The organism is Lentibacillus kapialis (genome assembly GCF_014646635.1).
Lineage (GTDB): Bacteria > Bacillota > Bacilli > Bacillales > Amphibacillaceae > Lentibacillus > Lentibacillus kapialis.
This window is the reverse complement of the sequence record NZ_BMNQ01000002.1, coordinates 59,871-76,183: the sequence shown is the minus strand read 5'-3', so window position 1 is coordinate 76,183 and position 16,313 is coordinate 59,871. Positions and strand designations below refer to the sequence as shown.

Annotated in this window: 18 protein-coding genes; 14 read left to right on the top strand and 4 right to left on the bottom strand. The window is 40.6% G+C overall.

Annotated elements, in window-relative coordinates:
• The first annotated feature begins 6 nt into the window (after positions 1 to 6).
• From mnmA to IEW67_RS01390, 14 genes are all read left to right on the top strand, one after another.
• On the top strand, positions 7 to 1,116 hold the full coding sequence (gene mnmA, locus IEW67_RS01455; protein ID WP_188631274.1) for a tRNA 2-thiouridine(34) synthase MnmA: 1,110 nt from the start codon (positions 7 to 9) through the stop codon (positions 1,114 to 1,116).
• A gap of 132 nt (positions 1,117 to 1,248) precedes the next feature.
• On the top strand, positions 1,249 to 1,917 hold the full coding sequence (locus tag IEW67_RS01450; RefSeq protein WP_188631273.1) for a tetratricopeptide repeat protein: 669 nt from the start codon (positions 1,249 to 1,251) through the stop codon (positions 1,915 to 1,917).
• 18 nt (positions 1,918 to 1,935) lie between these two features.
• The gene (recD2, locus tag IEW67_RS01445) at positions 1,936 to 4,260 is read left to right on the top strand and encodes an SF1B family DNA helicase RecD2 (protein WP_188631272.1); all 2,325 of its coding nucleotides are present in this window, start codon (positions 1,936 to 1,938) and stop codon (positions 4,258 to 4,260) included.
• A 207-nt stretch (positions 4,261 to 4,467) separates the two neighbouring features.
• Positions 4,468 to 4,665 carry a YrzR-like zinc ribbon domain gene (locus tag IEW67_RS01440; protein ID WP_188631271.1) on the top strand — a complete coding sequence of 66 codons (198 nt, stop codon included), beginning with the start codon at positions 4,468 to 4,470 and terminating at the stop codon, positions 4,663 to 4,665.
• 28 nt (positions 4,666 to 4,693) lie between these two features.
• Positions 4,694 to 5,761, top strand: a complete 1,068-nt coding sequence (locus tag IEW67_RS01435; RefSeq protein WP_188631270.1) for an AI-2E family transporter — start codon at positions 4,694 to 4,696, stop codon at positions 5,759 to 5,761.
• 384 nt (positions 5,762 to 6,145) lie between these two features.
• Positions 6,146 to 8,788, top strand: a complete 2,643-nt coding sequence (alaS, locus tag IEW67_RS01430) for an alanine--tRNA ligase (RefSeq protein WP_188631375.1) — start codon at positions 6,146 to 6,148, stop codon at positions 8,786 to 8,788.
• 94 nt (positions 8,789 to 8,882) lie between these two features.
• Entirely contained in the window at positions 8,883 to 9,152 is a 270-nt protein-coding gene (locus IEW67_RS01425; protein WP_188631269.1) for an IreB family regulatory phosphoprotein, read from the top strand.
• Positions 9,153 to 9,569, top strand: coding sequence for a Holliday junction resolvase RuvX (gene ruvX, locus IEW67_RS01420; RefSeq protein WP_188631268.1), 417 nt, complete (start codon positions 9,153 to 9,155; stop codon positions 9,567 to 9,569).
• 15 nt (positions 9,570 to 9,584) lie between these two features.
• Entirely contained in the window at positions 9,585 to 9,872 is a 288-nt protein-coding gene (locus IEW67_RS01415) for a DUF1292 domain-containing protein (RefSeq protein ID WP_188631267.1), read from the top strand.
• Positions 9,873 to 10,128: 256 nt separating this feature from the next.
• A complete protein-coding gene (mltG, locus tag IEW67_RS01410) occupies positions 10,129 to 11,247 on the top strand; it encodes an endolytic transglycosylase MltG (RefSeq protein WP_188631266.1) in 1,119 nt (372 codons plus the stop codon).
• Positions 11,248 to 11,326: 79 nt separating this feature from the next.
• The gene (locus IEW67_RS01405; RefSeq protein WP_188631265.1) at positions 11,327 to 11,989 is read left to right on the top strand and encodes an O-methyltransferase; all 663 of its coding nucleotides are present in this window, start codon (positions 11,327 to 11,329) and stop codon (positions 11,987 to 11,989) included.
• Positions 11,982 to 12,623, top strand: coding sequence for a uridine kinase (gene udk, locus IEW67_RS01400; protein ID WP_188631264.1), 642 nt, complete (start codon positions 11,982 to 11,984; stop codon positions 12,621 to 12,623). Before IEW67_RS01405 ends, udk begins: the two co-directional genes overlap by 8 nt.
• Positions 12,624 to 12,726: 103 nt before the next feature.
• On the top strand, positions 12,727 to 13,203 hold the full coding sequence (gene greA, locus IEW67_RS01395) for a transcription elongation factor GreA (RefSeq protein ID WP_188631263.1): 477 nt from the start codon (positions 12,727 to 12,729) through the stop codon (positions 13,201 to 13,203).
• Positions 13,204 to 13,494: 291 nt separating this feature from the next.
• Complete coding sequence (locus tag IEW67_RS01390) at positions 13,495 to 14,145, top strand: YrrS family protein (RefSeq protein ID WP_188631262.1); 651 nt, start codon at positions 13,495 to 13,497, stop codon at positions 14,143 to 14,145.
• Positions 14,146 to 14,300: 155 nt separating this feature from the next.
• Here the strand turns inward: IEW67_RS01390 and sigK are convergent, their stop codons facing one another.
• From sigK to IEW67_RS01370, 4 genes are all read right to left on the bottom strand, one after another.
• Entirely contained in the window at positions 14,301 to 15,008 is a 708-nt protein-coding gene (sigK, locus tag IEW67_RS01385) for an RNA polymerase sporulation sigma factor SigK (protein ID WP_188631261.1), read from the bottom strand.
• Between the two features lie 158 nt (positions 15,009 to 15,166).
• Positions 15,167 to 15,541 carry a monovalent cation/H(+) antiporter subunit G gene (mnhG, locus tag IEW67_RS01380; RefSeq protein WP_188631260.1) on the bottom strand — a complete coding sequence of 125 codons (375 nt, stop codon included), beginning with the start codon at positions 15,539 to 15,541 and terminating at the stop codon, positions 15,167 to 15,169.
• The gene (locus IEW67_RS01375) at positions 15,525 to 15,836 is read right to left on the bottom strand and encodes a Na(+)/H(+) antiporter subunit F1 (RefSeq protein ID WP_188631259.1); all 312 of its coding nucleotides are present in this window, start codon (positions 15,834 to 15,836) and stop codon (positions 15,525 to 15,527) included. Before IEW67_RS01375 ends, mnhG begins: the two co-directional genes overlap by 17 nt.
• Positions 15,833 to 16,309 (bottom strand): Na+/H+ antiporter subunit E, encoded by a 477-nt coding sequence (locus IEW67_RS01370; protein WP_188631258.1) that lies wholly within the window; start codon positions 16,307 to 16,309, stop codon positions 15,833 to 15,835. Before IEW67_RS01370 ends, IEW67_RS01375 begins: the two co-directional genes overlap by 4 nt.
• Positions 16,310 to 16,313: the final 4 nt, after the last annotated feature.

Sequence of the window (16,313 nt, the reverse complement as noted above, 5' to 3'; positions counted from 1 at the left end):
GAGAACATGAAGAATAAACACGATACACGTGTGGTGGTTGGAATGAGCGGCGGCGTTGATTCTTCTGTAGCAGCGTTGCTTCTGAAGGAGGAAGGCTATGATGTTGTCGGCATTTTTATGAAGAATTGGGATGATACAGATGCGAATGGTGTGTGCACAGCCACTGAAGATTATGACGATGTTGTAAGGGTCTGCAATCAGCTGGATATCCCATACTTTGCGGTCAACTTTGAAAAGCAATACTGGGATAAGGTATTCACCTATTTCCTTAATGAATATAAAGCAGGAAGGACACCGAATCCTGATGTCATGTGCAATAAAGAAATAAAATTCAAAGCATTTCTTGAGCATGCTATGTCACTTGGAGCAGATTACCTGGCGACGGGTCATTACGCACGAGTGAGAGAAAATGATGGTAAATATGAAATGTTGCGCGGCATTGATGCCAACAAGGACCAAACGTATTTCCTGAACCAGTTATCGGAGGATGTGCTGGAGAAAGTGATGTTCCCGTTAGGGCATCTTAACAAGAACGACGTACGAAAAATCGCGGAGGATCATGATTTAGTAACTGCCACAAAGAAGGACAGTACTGGCATTTGTTTTATTGGCGAACGAAACTTCAAGGACTTTTTGAGTGAATATTTGCCAGCACAACCTGGTCAGATGAAAACTTTGGATGGCATTGAAAAAGGACGACACGATGGACTCATGTATTATACTATTGGTCAGCGCCAAGGATTAGGAATCGGCGGTGCAGGGGAACCATGGTTTGTCGTCGGCAAAAGCCTGAACGAAAATGTATTATATGTTGGTCAGGGGTTTGACAATGAGAAACTATATTCGGACGGACTGATTGCATCGGATGTCAACTGGATTAACACCGTTCCTGATGGTGCATTTTCATGTACAGCAAAATTCCGTTATCGCCAGAATGACAGCACTGTTACGGTTACCAAGATGGAAAACGGGAAAGTATATGTTGAGTTTTCTGAAAAACAGCGGGCAATCACGCCGGGACAAGCAGTGGTATTCTATGATGGCGTAGTTTGTTTGGGGGGCGGAACGATTGATAACATCATCAAGGGTGAATATTATTTGGATTACGTTGGGTAAATTGAAACTACCCTTCAGCGGGGGACCTTTCTGAAGTAAACATTTATGGCCCGTCATCTCCCATTTGGGGGACTACGGGCTCGTTACATACAGTGTGAACGCGTATTACATATCCGGAAGAGAGGTGAGTTGATGGATAAAAATGAACGAGCGATTGAGCTTATGAAAGAGCAGAAGTACGAGGAAGCAGCCGAACTGTTTAATGATATTATAGAAGAAAATCCAAAAGATCCGCTCGGATATATTAATTTCGGTAATTTATTGTTGCATATAAATGATGCAGAACGTGCTCGGCGTTTTTACGAACGAGCAATTGAACTGGATAAACATGCAGCTACTGCTTATTACGGACTGGGTAATCTCTATTATGAAAAATCTGAATTCCAAAAAGCTCAGCAAAATTTATTAAAAGTAATTGAGATTGGCCTTGAAGAGGCTCATGCATATTATCTGCTTGGCATGACATTCTTTCACCAAGAGCAATTTAAACTGGCACTCCCATATTTAATGCGTGCAACAGATCTAAGCCCGGAAGATACAGAATTCACGTTTCAGTACGGGCTGGCATTAGCACAAAGTGAGCATATTGACGAAGCCAAACCTGTTTTTCAAAAAGTTCTGGAGCTGGATAGTAACCATAGCGATGCACATTACAATCTGGGTGTCGTTGCTCTATATGAGGAAAATCTATCTGAAGCATTAGATCATTTCAATCATGCATTGGCGGTACAGCCTGAGCATGCCCTGGCAGCAAATGCTAAAAAACAAATCATGGAGGTATGGGATAATACCGACATGTAAGTTAGTGAGGTTATTCGTATGGTAGCGGATGAACAATCTCATCAGGAGCGGGGTTTCATAAAAGGAGAACTGCTGTATACAATTTTTCATAATGATCAAGAAAACTTCTCCATCGCCAAAATTAAAATACTTGAAACAAATGAAGATTACAACGAGAAGGATATTGTTATGAAAGGCTATTTTTCGGATCTCCAGGAAACAGCCGCCTATTATTTTTATGGGAATTTTGAACGGCATGCTAAATTTGGTTTGCAATATAAAGTTTCTTCTTATCAAACGTTTATTCCTGACACAAAAGATGGATTGATTGCTTACCTTTCGAGCGATATGTTCCATGGAATCGGTAAAAAAACGGCAGAAAAAATTGTCACGGCACTTGGAGATAATGCCATTTCCAGGATTTTAAATGATTCGAAGGTATTGGCGAATGTTCCCGGCTTAAAAAAAGATAAAGCCGATCAGCTTGCCGAGAAGTTGGCAGAAAACCAAGGATTCGAGCATATTGCGGTTTATTTGTCCGCCTATGGAATAGGTCTTAAGATGGCTCAAAAGATTTATAAGAAATATAAGGACGAAGCTATTCATGTATTAAATGAAGATCCATATCAGTATGTGTTTGATATTGAAGGCTTTGGCTTCCAGACGGCTGACCATATAGCCCGGGAGAACGGTTTATCACTAACACATCCAAACCGCATCGGCGCGGGGTGTATTTATGTACTGCAAAAAAATGTACAGGATGGCCATGTATATTTGCCTATTGAAACATGTCTCAGGCAGGTGATTGATTTACTGGTGAACCCTGATGACACGCTAACAAGTGAGATGGTTACCAATCGTCTTGAGGAACTAAATCAGAAAAAAACAGTGATCATGAGCGGTGGGAATGTGTATCTTCCATCACTATATTACGCTGAGGACGGATTTGCAGCCAATCTAATGCGGTTGATTTCCAAACCTGTTGAACATGATATCCCTTTAGCGGAATTGATGAAAATTATCGGCCATATCGAAGAAGAAGAAGTATTAAGTTACGGCAAAGAACAATTTGAGGCCATTCAACAGGCGCTTAGTTCAAAGTTAATGATTGTTACCGGTGGTCCTGGAACGGGCAAAACAACCGTCATCAAAGGAATTCTTAATGCTTACGCAGAAATACATAGTATCTCATCTGATCCAAAAGACTATGATTCTGAAACAAATTATCCCTTTATTTTAACAGCACCTACAGGAAGAGCGGCCAAACGTTTAACCGAATCAACAGGTCTTCCGGCAGTTACGATTCATCGTTTATTGGGGTGGGACGGGCAAAATGGTTTTGAGAAGAATGAGCATGAGCAATTGGCAGGGAAATATTTAATCGTTGACGAGTTTTCCATGGTTGATATTTGGCTTGCCAACAGTCTGTTCAAAGCCATTCCGGATGATATGCAAGTATTGCTTGTAGGTGATGAGGATCAGTTACCATCAGTCGGTCCCGGACAAGTTCTGGCTGATTTGATCTCAAGTGGACAGGTTCCATATGTCAGTCTCCATGAAGTCTATCGGCAAAAGGAAGGCTCAAAAATAATCGAATTGGCCCATTTGATTAAGCAGGACGCGTGTGATCGAAATGTGTTGCAGAACGCAAGGGACTTCAGTTTTATCTCTTGCAGCGAAAAACGACTGATTGATATTGTTACTGCTGTGTTTGAGCGGGCAAAAGCAAAAGGAATCGATCTGAAAAACATTCAGGTCCTGGCGCCAATGTACCGATCACAAACAGGTATAACGGAAATCAATCGCCATTTGCAGTCTCTCATAAACCCTTCATCAACTGAGAAACGGGAAGTTCGAACAAAAGAGACCGTGTTCCGTATTGGTGATAAAGTATTGCAACTAATTAATCAGCCCGAAGATGCTATATATAATGGTGATATAGGTCGCGTTGTTGCTATCTTTGAAGAAGATGAAAACGTTGATCACACAGAACAGCTTGTTGTGGATTTTGATGGAAGAGAAGTTGTCTATGAGCGAAAGGATTACGTGAATATCATGCACGCCTACTGCATCTCTATCCATAAATCACAGGGAAGTGAGTTTCCAATTGTTATCATGCCGGTGGTCTCAGCATATCATCGTATGCTGAAGAAGAATTTGCTCTACACAGCCATAACCAGAAGCAAGAAGTCACTGATTATATGCGGGGATAAACGTGCATTTTTACGAGGAATTAAAACATTAGACTCCAATCAGCGGTTCACGTCGCTAAAGGAGCAGCTTCGTGAACGTTTGCAGAATTTTGATTCAGCTCACGTTCAAGAAGTGGAAGAGGAAGAAATAACGCCATACGATTTTATGTGAATACCATGTATATTTTTTTGGAATTTGGACAAGCATAGAACAATAAAGTGAAACTTCATTCAATGGAAGAAATTCTTCCTGCTCTCCCAGAATGTTAGTTGAACAGAATCGGATCTTAACGACAGTTGCCGCCGACTGAGTATTTGCCTATCGAATATGGTCAGTTGGGGCTGACCCGTTAAGTTGGGGTAAAAAGGAGCTTTTTCTATGTTGGTATGTCCGAATTGCCAAGGCAAAGATATAGGGAAAATTGGAACACAACAGTTCTATTGCTGGAATTGCTTCATTGAATTGACCGTATTTAATGAAAGACTCGCCATTCATCAAGTTGAAGCAGATGGTTCATTAAGTTCTCTTGATGATTTGTTCACAGAAGATGAACGGACAATTCGATGGTACTGGTAGCCCACTCTGGTCTAAGGGGGGGCAGAGTATGTTACGTGATCATAAACCACTGAATTTTCTTTTTTGGATTATAACCGGTATTTTTTCGTTTTTATTTATTTATTTACTAGTTAAACTTTTCCCTGTGTATGATGCCGTTTTTTCTTTCCTGTGGCATCTATTGCTCCCTTTTTTGATTTCTGTTCTGATTGCTTATTTGCTTTATCCGGTTATTCAGAAAATGCACAAGCACGGTCTGCCGAAAAGTATGGCGATTTTATTAATATACCTGCTTTTTTTTGGTGGAGCCGGTTATTTAGGCTATCGGATCTATCCGCTTGTCATAGAACAAATCAGTGATCTGCAGGAACAACTGCCTCAATTGATTGAGATGTATCGCGAATTCATTTACCGCCTTTATGAGTATACATCCTTTTTGCCTGAAACGGTACATGACAGGATGGATGGTTTGATATCCGAAGCGGAGACATATATCGAGAACCTGCTGACGGACTTGGTTCGAAGTTTCACCAAAATCTTTGATATGATTATTGTCATCACTGTCATACCAGTTCTAGTCTTTTACTTTCTAAAGGATTTTGACAGTATAAAAAAGTACGTCAAAAACTGGATTCCCGGAAAATACCACACACGAACCCGACTTCTTTGTCAATCTATTGATGAAGGACTGGGAAGCTATATACGTGGACAGCTTATCGTTTGTTTATTTGTCGCGGGTGCATCTTTTACGTTGTTTAAACTTTTGGATATTCCTTACACTTTGTTACTGTCGATTACCATGGGTCTGACAAATATAATTCCATATTTTGGTCCGATTATTGGGGCAATTCCGGCAATTGCTATAACCGCACCTGTTTCCGGTAAGCTGGTTCTGATTGTGCTGGCGGGTATTTTTGCTATTCAGGTTATTGACGGTAATCTGCTCTCGCCTTATATTGTTGGCAGAAGCATTAATATCCATCCGATTGCCATCATTTTTGTTCTGCTATTGGGTGGTCAATTAAACGGTGTGATTGGAATGATTCTGGCTGTTCCGGTACTAGCTGTTGTCAATGTTATCATGTCGAATGTTATATCCGTCAGAACAAAAAATTGACATTTTTAAAATTGTTGTCTATACTAACAGCAAATCAAACGCGAAAATACACTGAAGGTTACGAGTACATGTGCCTCCATTCAAAAGAGTCTGGATATGGTTGATAGGATGAGCGCCGCTTATCAATGAAGCGAGTGATCCTGAACTGTTACTCTGAACTCTCCAGAGAGGGATTTCAATGGGCTGGAAGAATCCTGATTGTCGAGTCATGGAAGCTAAACCTGAGTACGGTTAATACCCGTCGGTTTCGTACCGTTATCAATGCAGAGTGATGAATGAAGAACTCATTCGTAATTAGGGTGGTACCGCGAACAATCTCGTCTCTAAAGTAAGCAGAGAGGGGATTTTTTTATTGGAAAAAATGAATCGTGGAGGTTAAAGATGATGAAACAGTTAACATCAGCTCAAGTCAGGCAAATGTTTCTGGATTATTTTGAAGAAAAAGGACACCAGGTAGAGCCGAGTGTATCGCTGGTTCCCAAAGAAGATCCGACATTGCTGTGGATAAACAGCGGCGTATCAACGTTGAAGAAATATTTTGATGGACGCATCATTCCGGAAAATCCGCGGATTGTGAATGCGCAGAAATCAATACGCACAAATGATATTGAAAACGTCGGGTTTACGGCAAGACATCACACATTTTTTGAAATGCTCGGGAACTTCTCGATTGGGGACTATTTTAAAAAAGAAGCCATTGCGTTTGCATGGGAATTTTTAACAAGTGACAAATGGATCGGGTTTGAACCTGAGCTTCTATCTGTCACCGTTCACCCTGAAGATGATGAGGCGTATGAACTTTGGCTTCACGATATACAGATTCCGGAAGAACGGATAATCAGACTGGAGGAAAATTTCTGGGATATCGGGGAGGGACCAAGCGGCCCTAATTCGGAAATTTTTTATGATCGCGGTGAGCGTTACGGGAATGATCCAACTGATCCTGAGCTTTATCCGGGCGGCGAAAACGAGCGTTATCTTGAAATTTGGAATCTGGTCTTTTCCCAGTTCAACCATAATCCTGACCATACGTATACACCGCTGCCAAAGCAAAATATTGATACCGGAATGGGACTTGAACGGGTTGTATCCGTTATTCAGGACGCACCGACAAACTTTGATACCGATTTGTTTCTGCCGCTTATCCGTCAAGTGGAAACTATTTCGGGCAAACCATACGGACAAAAAGAAGATGATGATACAGCTTTTAAAGTGATTGCCGATCACATCCGGACAGTATCGTTTGCGGTAGGTGACAAAGCGCTGCCGTCCAACGAGGGAAGAGGTTATGTGCTGCGCAGATTATTGCGACGAGCCGTGCGTTTTGCCAAACAGCTTGGAATTGATGATCCATTTATGTATAAATTGGTACCAACCGTTGGCGAAATTATGGAGGATTACTTCCCGGAAGTGCTTAAACAGCAGACCTATATCGAAAACGTGATCAAAACAGAAGAAGAGCGATTCCATGAAACGCTAAACGATGGGCTTTCCATATTGAATAATATTATGCAAAAAGAAAAACAAAAAGGAAGCACGGTATTTCCTGGTGCTGAAGTGTTCAGATTATATGATACGTATGGGTTTCCGAAAGAATTGACGGACGAATATGTCGCTGAGCATAATTTTACTATCGATGAGCAAGGATTTGAACACGAAATGGAAAAGCAGCGGGAACGAGCCAGAAATGCACGACAAAAAGTTGATTCAATGCAGATTCAGGACAGTGTACTGGGTGAAGTGGAAACAAACAGTACGTTTGTCGGATATGATAAGCTTGAAGTTGAAACATTAGTCAACGTGATCATCAAAGAAAAAGAAATGACTGATATGGCAATAGCAGGTGAAAATGTATACATTTTCTTGAATGAAACACCTTTCTATGCTGAAAGCGGCGGTCAGATTGCTGATAATGGCTGGATTTATACAGATAATGCATCCGCATATGTCGTAGATGTCCAAAAAGCACCAAAAGGTCAACATGTACACAAGGTTCATGTTAAAGAAGGCGCATTTAGGACGGGTGAAAATGTAAAAGCAGCCGTGGAAGCAGCTTTCCGCTCCGGGATTGTGAAAAATCATACGGCAACGCATTTGCTGCACCAGGCTCTGAAGGATGTACTCGGTGATCATGTTAATCAGGCAGGATCCCTTGTAACACCAGATCGGCTAAGGTTTGATTTTTCCCATTTTAGCTCCGTGAATCAGGTACAGATCGACCAAATTGAACAAAATGTCAATGAAAAAATTTGGGATTCGATTCCAGTTGTCATTGATCGTATGAAGCTTGAAGAAGCTAAAGAGATAGGTGCTATGGCTTTGTTTGGTGAAAAATATGGCGACATAGTAAGAGTTGTCCAAATTGGCGAATACAGCATTGAACTCTGTGGCGGTTGTCATGTAGGAAATACAAGTGAAATCGGTCTATTCAAAATTGCCTCTGAAACAGGCATTGGTGCCGGAACCAGAAGAATCGAGGCTGTTTCAAGCAGACAGGCCTACGACTATGTGAATGAAAAGCTGGGCATACTGAAATCAGCTGCTGATCTTTTGAAAACGAATGACGATCGTCTCCTTGACCGCCTTGAAGGATTATATGATGAAATCAAATCACTGCAGCAGGAAAATGAATCACTTAATGCAAAATTATCTAACCAGGAAGCCTCCTCTATCATTGAAAATAGTGAAGTTGTTGCTGGTGTCACAGTACTCGCTCAGAAGGTTGGTGTGAAGGATATGAATCAGCTCCGGAATATGGTGGATGAACTGAAACAAAAACTTGAATCAGGAGTAATCCTGCTGGCAGCGGAGAATGATCGGAAAGTTCAATTGGCTGCAGGTGTGACTAAAGACTTGACTGCAAAAGGTCTTCACGCCGGTAATATGATCAAACAAGCTGCTGAAATTTGCGGCGGTGGCGGCGGCGGCCGTCCCGATATGGCTCAAGCAGGCGGGAAAAATCCGGATAAAATTAATGACGCCCTTAATAGTGTCAAACACTATGTAACACAACAATTAAAAAAGTAGAAAACCTTTACCTATCTGGTAAAAAAGATATAATATAAATGATAAACATGTTAAAATAGAAGTCAAAGTATAATATATGGAATGAGGTGTCACTATGAGCTCTATTGATAAAACAATGAAATTCAATTTTTCGGAAGAGCCCTTTGATCAGGACATTAAAGAAATCCTGTTCACTGTACACAGTGCGCTTAAAGAAAAAGGTTACAATCCAATCAATCAAATAGTTGGCTATTTATTATCCGGTGACCCTGCATATATACCGAGATATAATGATGCACGAAATTTGATTCGCAAGGTGGAACGTGATGAGGTCATTGAGGAAGTCGTAAAGTTTTACCTTGAGGAACAACAGAAGGAAAACTGAATGAAAATTATCGGGCTTGATGTTGGCTCCAAGACAATAGGAGTTGCTGTGAGTGATCCTTTGGGCCTGACAGCACAGGGGCTTACGACAATTAAATGGGATGAACAGGATGTCACTTCCGCTGATGCACAACTCAAAACGATTATAGCTGATCAGGTTATTGGGAAGGCTGTTATTGGACTTCCTAAACATATGAATGGAACGATTGGTGAGCGCGGTGAAGCATCCAAGAAATATGCAGAACATTTCGAGGCGGTTCATGACATTTCAGTGGTGCTTTGGGATGAGCGCTTATCAACCGTTGCAGCCGAACGTGTTCTGCTTGAAGCTGATATGAGCAGGAAAAAAAGAAAAAAAGTGATTGATAAAATGGCAGCGGTTATGATCCTGCAAACTTATCTGGATCAAAAACCGTAAAAAAGGAGAATACTAATGGCACTTGAAGAAAATGAACGGATTATCATACCTGATGAAAATGGAGAAGAGCACCTATTTGAAGTGCTGTTCACATTTGATGTTGATCAAACGGGAAATTCCTATTTGGCTGTCGTTCCGGCGGAGCAAAAGGAAGATGAAGAAGTGGAAGTGTATGCTTTCCGATACGAAGAACAGAAAAAAGATGATGACGACCTTTCTCTTTTTCCCATTGAATCTGATGAGGAATGGGATATGGTTGAAGAAACACTGCATACATTGATTGATGAAGAAAATGGCGAGTGAAGATAGAATCGGTTAATATGAACTGATATCTTGATGATATCAGTTTTTCTTTTGCAACGTCAGAACGTCTAAATTATGGATGACCTTATTAGTAAAGCTTCGGTGTTCTCTCTTTAAGAGGAAAATGCCGAGCTTTTCCCAAAGTTCAAACGACATTCTCTAACGGACGAAGCAAAGTCGGATTTCACTTGGACATTTCATGATAGATTGTTACTATTTTTTTTAGTATAATAAAGCGGGTGAAGGGGGGAAACGGATGTCCAAAAAGAAAATGTCGGGAAATTACAAGGAAAATTTGTTAAAGCGCAGTGAAGATGCCAAAATGGTTCGAAAGATAGCTGCAATTATCATTATTTCACTGTTGCTTATTTTTATTGTCGGTAGCATATCGGCATATTTCTATATAAAATCTGCATTGCAACCTGTTGATCCTGACAGCAATAAGGATGTTGCCATTGAAATTCCGATGGGTTCCTCAACATCGGAGATTGCGGCAATCCTCGAAGAAAATGGTATCATCAAAGATGACATTGTCTTTCGCGTATATACAAAGATAAATAACGAAACTGAATTCCAGGCAGGTAAATATACTTTTTCCCCTTCCATGGAGATTGACAACATTATTCAAGCATTGCACAACGGAAAAGTCAGGGAAGATCCGTTATATACCATCACAATACCTGAGGGGAAATCAATCGATGAAATTGCTGAGATATATGCCAATAAAATGCCGTTCAGCAAAAAAGACTTTCTAAAAAAGGTAAATAATCGTGACTATATTGAAGCACTAATCGATTCATATCCTGAGATTCTGACAGACGATATTTTAAATCCGGAGATCAGAACACCATTGGAAGGATATCTGTTTGCAGCAACATATCGATTTTATAACGAGAAACCCTCCATCGAAGCAGTTGTAAGCCGTATGCTTAAAAAAACAGTCAGCGTTGTCACACCTTACCTGGATGAAATCTCCGCTCAGGATTTATCAGTACATGAGGCTTTAACAATGGCATCTATTATTGAAAATGAAGCTAGTTCTGAAAAACAGCGTAAGAAGATTGCCGGATTATTTTATAACAGGCTTGATGAAGAAATGCCCTTGCAGACAGATCCGACAGTGCTGTATGCTCTTGGGCAACATAAAGATAAAGTATCGCACAAAGATCTTGAAGTGGAATCACCATATAATACGTACCACATTAATTCACTGCCCGTTGGACCGATCTCAAATTTTGCTAAATCGTCACTGAAGGCAACTGTCGACCCTAAGGAATCGGACTACCTATATTTCCTTCATGATGAAGAAGGGAATATACATTTCTCAGAAACAAATAAAGCGCATAACAAATTAAAAAAGAAGTATATAGATTAAAAAATGGAAGTGCGGTGTTAACTCTATCCGCATTTCCTGCTTTTTATTTATTTGCTTTTACGGTAAAGAAGGTGAACAAATGGATGAGGTGTTAACAGATTACTTATTACAAACATTGCCGGAAGAAGACAGCCGTATTAAAGAACTTGAACGAACGGCTCATCAGGACGGAATCCCTATCATGGATGCAGTGAGTATACAATTTGTCATGCAATTAATACGGCTGACAAAGCCTAAAACCATCCTGGAAATTGGTTCGGCTGTCGGGTATTCAGCGTTAAGAATGCTGGAGGCAGGTCCGAAGGCGCACATTGTAACCATTGAAAAAGACGAACAACGATATGAACAGGCTGTGCGGAATATCAATGAAAGAAGAAAACAGGATCATATACGGATCATACATGGAGATGCGATTGATGAGTTGAAGGGCATGCCAATTGAATCATTTGATCTGGTATTGATTGATGCTGCAAAAAGTCAATACCGCCGATTTTTTGAACTTTCTGCTCCGCTTTTAACGAACGATGGATTTATATTAACTGATAATGTTTTGTTTAAAGGGTATGTAGCGGATGAAGAAAAACAACATTCAAGATATCAGAAAATCGCCCGAAAAATCCGTCAATACAATGATTGGCTTATTAATCATCCGGATTTCACAACCACTATCGTGCCTGTTGGCGATGGCATTGCAATCAGCAAAAACAGTGAAGGAAAGGAGCTGCTTTCAACCCATGCCTGAGAAACCAGTTGTCATTGGGGTTGCCGGCGGTACCGGAAGCGGAAAAACTTCCGTCACCCGTTCGATTTGTCAACGTTTCCATGATAAAACCATTCTTGTTATCGAACAGGACTATTATTATAAAGACCAAAACCATTTACCCTTTGAAGAACGGTTGAATACCAATTATGATCATCCGTTGGCATTTGACAATGACTTGCTTATTAGCCATGTCAATGAACTGATTAACCATCATACGATTCAAAAGCCGGTTTATGACTACAAAATGCATACACGTTCAAAAGAGGTAATCACTGTAGAACCAAAAGAGGTGATCATACTCGAGGGTATCCTGATACTGGAAGATCCCCGTTTGGTGGATTTAATGGACATTAAGGTATTCGTTGATACGGATGCTGATGTCCGTATCATACGCAGGCTATTAAGAGATATTAAAGAACGGGGCAGAACATTGGATTCGGTTATTGACCAATATGAGAACAATGTCCGCCCAATGCATCTTCAATTTGTCGAACCAACCAAGCGTTATGCTGACATCATAATTCCGGAAGGCGGTCAAAATCATGTCGCCATAGATATCATGGCTACCAAAATTGAAAAGATTCTGTCGCGAACCAGGCAAAATTCACATTGAAAAGTATTGAAAATCTAAATTAAATCTGCCATAGTAGTTGCTAGTAACCATTTATGTCAATACGGTTTATGCTGTACTGAAGGTAAAAGGAGTGTAAATGTTCATGGCTACAGAGAAAAGTTATTACATGACTCAGGAAGGGAAAGATAAACTGGAGGAGGAACTGCAACATCTAAAAACGGAAAAAAGACAGGAAGTTGTAGAGCGTATAAAGGTTGCCCGTAGTTTTGGTGACTTGTCCGAGAACTCTGAATATGATGCTGCCAAGGATGAACAGGCGTTTGTCGAGTCGCGCATATCACAAGTTGAAACAATGATTCGCAATGCTGTTATCATCGAAAATGATAATGAGAATCCGGATATCGTTTCTTTGGGCAGTTCTGTTACGTTTAAAGAGTTGCCTGATGGAGATGAAGAGACATATTCAATCGTCGGCAGTGCCGAATCGGATCCGTTTGAAGGTAAAATATCTAATGACTCACCGATGGCTAAGAGTCTGATTGGTCAGGAAGCCGGAACAGAAGTATCTGTAACCACGCCTGCCGGGGATATCATGGTAAGAATTGAAAAGGTTGAATAAATCGCCTTAATACACCTAGCATGTGTGAACGCTGTATAATGAAGTAAGGAACTATAGAGCCATATATAGTTCCTTTTTTTTATAACGTCAAAAAAGTATAAAATATGGATGACCTTATAAGAAAAGCTTCGGCATTCACTATAAGACGAGGCGAATGCCGAGTTTTTCTAATAACATCAAAAAGTATAAATGATAGATGACCTTATAAGAAAAACATGGTTAAAAGACATATAGCATCTTTTGAAAAATATGATACCATAAAAGGTGATAGCAGATGGGAGGGATCACCCCATGTCGAGCTCGCGTGTTAATAAATATGAAAAACGAAGGAAAAACACAAAACTTTTATCCATGTTTACTTTATTGGGAAGTTTTTTAGTAATTGTGTTACTAGGGTTGCTAATCTTCGGCGGCGGTAATACTGAGCCAGAAAACAGCCAAACAAGCGAATCGTCATCGCAGGAAGAAAAGTCTGATTCCAATTCAGCATCGGAAGAGCAGGATGAATCGGCTGAAAATAACCCTGATCCTGAAACGGACAGTCCTGAAGAAGAATCCGAATCCACCGGAAGCTCTGATACAGAAGAAACGGAGACTGAACAGGTTGAGCCTTCTGATGATAATGTCGCAGAAGCTTACACAGGTGACTGGGAGCCTGTGGGTACAAAACAGTCTGAACCGCATTCGATAGATTATAATGAGGGCTCTCAGGACAGAGAGGAGATGCAAAAAGCAGTAGCAAAAGCGACAGGGCTGAACGAGGATCATTTCACCATGTGGTGGATTGAGCGCAATGGAGATGGGAAAGTGGTGAATACCGTTTCGGATTCTGACGAGACTGAAACGTACCGTGTCTATAATAAATGGGTGCTGAATGAAGGATGGCAGCCTGTGAAAGTAGAAAAACTGAAAAAAAATGATCAGAAATGGCGATTTGAATAAGGTGTGATACCGTATTCATGAAATCCGGAATCGGTAAAGTATATTTGGCAGCTCTATAATGCATGAATGGTTCAACTCATTTTAAAGTCATCAATACCGGCTCAGCACTAGGGTAGAGAAGGGGGGACATAGAATACGGGCCAGAACCCCGTACTCTATGTCTGTCTATATTCTTTTCGGTAATACTCATGAAAAACTTTCATCAAGGCTCGCTTTTCTATACGTGAAACATAACTTCGTGATATATCCAGCATATCGGCAATTTCCCGTTGTGTCATTTCTTTATAATTATTCAATCCGTAACGATACAGAATCACTTCTCTTTCTCTGCTGTCAAGGATGGATAAGTAATCATTCATCTTTTCAATTTCCATATTTAATTGAATGTATTCAATGATATTCTGATTCTCAGCTTCAAGAATATCAATCAGGCTAATTTCGTTCCCTTCTTTATCCTGACCAATCGGGTCGTGCAGCGAAACATCTTTTTTTACTTTTTTTAATGCCCGCAAATGCATTAAGATCTCATTTTCAATGCATCTGGCCGCATAGGTTGCCAGTTTCGTTCCCTTATCGGACGAATAGCTTTCGATTCCTTTAATTAACCCGATGGTCCCAATCGAAATAAGATCTTCCATGTCCTCTCCGGTATTTTCAAATTTTTTGACGATATGAGCAACGAGTCGTAAATTGTGCTCAATCAGCTTGTTTCGGGCGTTCTCGTCACCCTCCTGCATTTTCCTGATATATTCCGCTTCAACTTTCGGTGACAAAGGCTGAGGAAAAGCATGGTTTTTAACATAGGAGACAAAAAATAATGCTTCTTTAATTAGCAGGCCGAGAAAACTCAAAATGCCTGACAAATATAATGCACCTCCCTGGATTATGACACTGACTGGGTGATTGCCTATATAGTAACTATATGAAGGAGATGCGGGTATTGTGTCTGTCCGAATAGAAAAGAGCTATCTTTATTTGACATTATACAGATTTGAGCATAAAAAAAAGCGACCTGTCAGGGTCACTTCTGTTGCTGTTTTTGTTTTTGAATGGCTTCTTCATATTCATCCGTTCGATTGTTTGTAACCGGTTTGACACCTGCTTTGTGAGCTGCTCTGGAGATCATATGACCCGCCACAGGAGAAGTTAGAAGCGTAAACACAATTGCCAGTAACAGCTTACCGCTGATAATGCCATGCTCGATGGACAGAAATAAGAAGGCACCGATAAGCAAACCCGATATACCCAGTGTCGCACCTTTTGTTGTGGCATGAAGTCTTGTATAGACATCCGGAAAGCGGATAACCCCAATTGAGCTGGACAGCAGGAAAAAGGCTCCGGAAAGCAGTAAAAGGGCGGTAATGATGTTCGTGATAATATCAATCCAGTTTTCCATCAATGATAACACCCTTCTCCAAATATTTTGCTATGGCCACTGTCCCGATAAATAAAAGAATGCCAATCAGCAATATGACATCATTCAATTTTGTTGTCGGAAGGAGGACCGCCATCAGTGCTGTTAATCCCATCATATTCATACCCACTGAATCAAGAGCAACCGCACGATCCGCATTTGTTGGGCCAACGATAATCCGATAGAGAAGCAGAATGAGTGATATCGAAATGGCAGCTAGACAAATGACTGCGGTTATTTCCACAATGGTATTGGTAGCGGATAAAAGATTGTTCATCTTGTCACCTCCATGATGGCTTTTTCAAACGTGTTTTTAATGGAATTGATTTCCTCATTTATGTCATCAATCTGCATAGCATGAATATACAAGTGGGTATTATCATGCGATACAGCGACTGAAAGGGTACCCGGTGTTAATGAAATCAAATTGGCAAGAAGCGTAATTTCCCAGTTACTTGTGAGTTCTGTCGGTAAAGCAAAAATACCGGGTTCGAATTCAGGTTTGCGGGCATAGGCAAGCTTAACGATATCGATATTTGATAAGACAAGTTCCTTTATGAACAGTATAATCAACGCAACTATTTTGATAACACGCTTTATGTAAAAATTATCGGGAATAAAACGGTTCAATAGAAGCAGCAGCAGGATGCCCAGTAAGTAACCGGAGAGAAAGCTGGGTACGGTATAAGCTTCACTCAGAAGCATCCACATTACGGCTATAATCAGGTTGATAACAATTTGGAAAGCCATCCTA

What these genes read in the sequence shown, in the direction of transcription:
- IEW67_RS01370 (WP_188631258.1), bottom strand. Translation starts at nt 16,309, where the DNA reads ATGGCTTTCCAAATTGTTATCAACCTGATTATAGCCGTAATGTGGATG.
- mnmA (WP_188631274.1), top strand. Translation starts at nt 7, where the DNA reads ATGAAGAATAAACACGATACACGTGTGGTGGTTGGAATGAGCGGCGGC.
- ruvX (WP_188631268.1), top strand. Translation starts at nt 9,153, where the DNA reads ATGAAAATTATCGGGCTTGATGTTGGCTCCAAGACAATAGGAGTTGCT.
- recD2 (WP_188631272.1), top strand. Translation starts at nt 1,936, where the DNA reads ATGGTAGCGGATGAACAATCTCATCAGGAGCGGGGTTTCATAAAAGGA.
- IEW67_RS01415 (WP_188631267.1), top strand. Translation starts at nt 9,585, where the DNA reads ATGGCACTTGAAGAAAATGAACGGATTATCATACCTGATGAAAATGGA.
- udk (WP_188631264.1), top strand. Translation starts at nt 11,982, where the DNA reads ATGCCTGAGAAACCAGTTGTCATTGGGGTTGCCGGCGGTACCGGAAGC.
- IEW67_RS01405 (WP_188631265.1), top strand. Translation starts at nt 11,327, where the DNA reads ATGGATGAGGTGTTAACAGATTACTTATTACAAACATTGCCGGAAGAA.
- IEW67_RS01440 (WP_188631271.1), top strand. Translation starts at nt 4,468, where the DNA reads ATGTTGGTATGTCCGAATTGCCAAGGCAAAGATATAGGGAAAATTGGA.
- IEW67_RS01390 (WP_188631262.1), top strand. Translation starts at nt 13,495, where the DNA reads ATGTCGAGCTCGCGTGTTAATAAATATGAAAAACGAAGGAAAAACACA.
- mltG (WP_188631266.1), top strand. Translation starts at nt 10,129, where the DNA reads ATGTCCAAAAAGAAAATGTCGGGAAATTACAAGGAAAATTTGTTAAAG.
- IEW67_RS01375 (WP_188631259.1), bottom strand. Translation starts at nt 15,836, where the DNA reads ATGAACAATCTTTTATCCGCTACCAATACCATTGTGGAAATAACCGCA.
- greA (WP_188631263.1), top strand. Translation starts at nt 12,727, where the DNA reads ATGGCTACAGAGAAAAGTTATTACATGACTCAGGAAGGGAAAGATAAA.
- mnhG (WP_188631260.1), bottom strand. Translation starts at nt 15,541, where the DNA reads ATGGAAAACTGGATTGATATTATCACGAACATCATTACCGCCCTTTTA.
- IEW67_RS01435 (WP_188631270.1), top strand. Translation starts at nt 4,694, where the DNA reads ATGTTACGTGATCATAAACCACTGAATTTTCTTTTTTGGATTATAACC.
- IEW67_RS01425 (WP_188631269.1), top strand. Translation starts at nt 8,883, where the DNA reads ATGAGCTCTATTGATAAAACAATGAAATTCAATTTTTCGGAAGAGCCC.
- alaS (WP_188631375.1), top strand. Translation starts at nt 6,146, where the DNA reads ATGAAACAGTTAACATCAGCTCAAGTCAGGCAAATGTTTCTGGATTAT.
- IEW67_RS01450 (WP_188631273.1), top strand. Translation starts at nt 1,249, where the DNA reads ATGGATAAAAATGAACGAGCGATTGAGCTTATGAAAGAGCAGAAGTAC.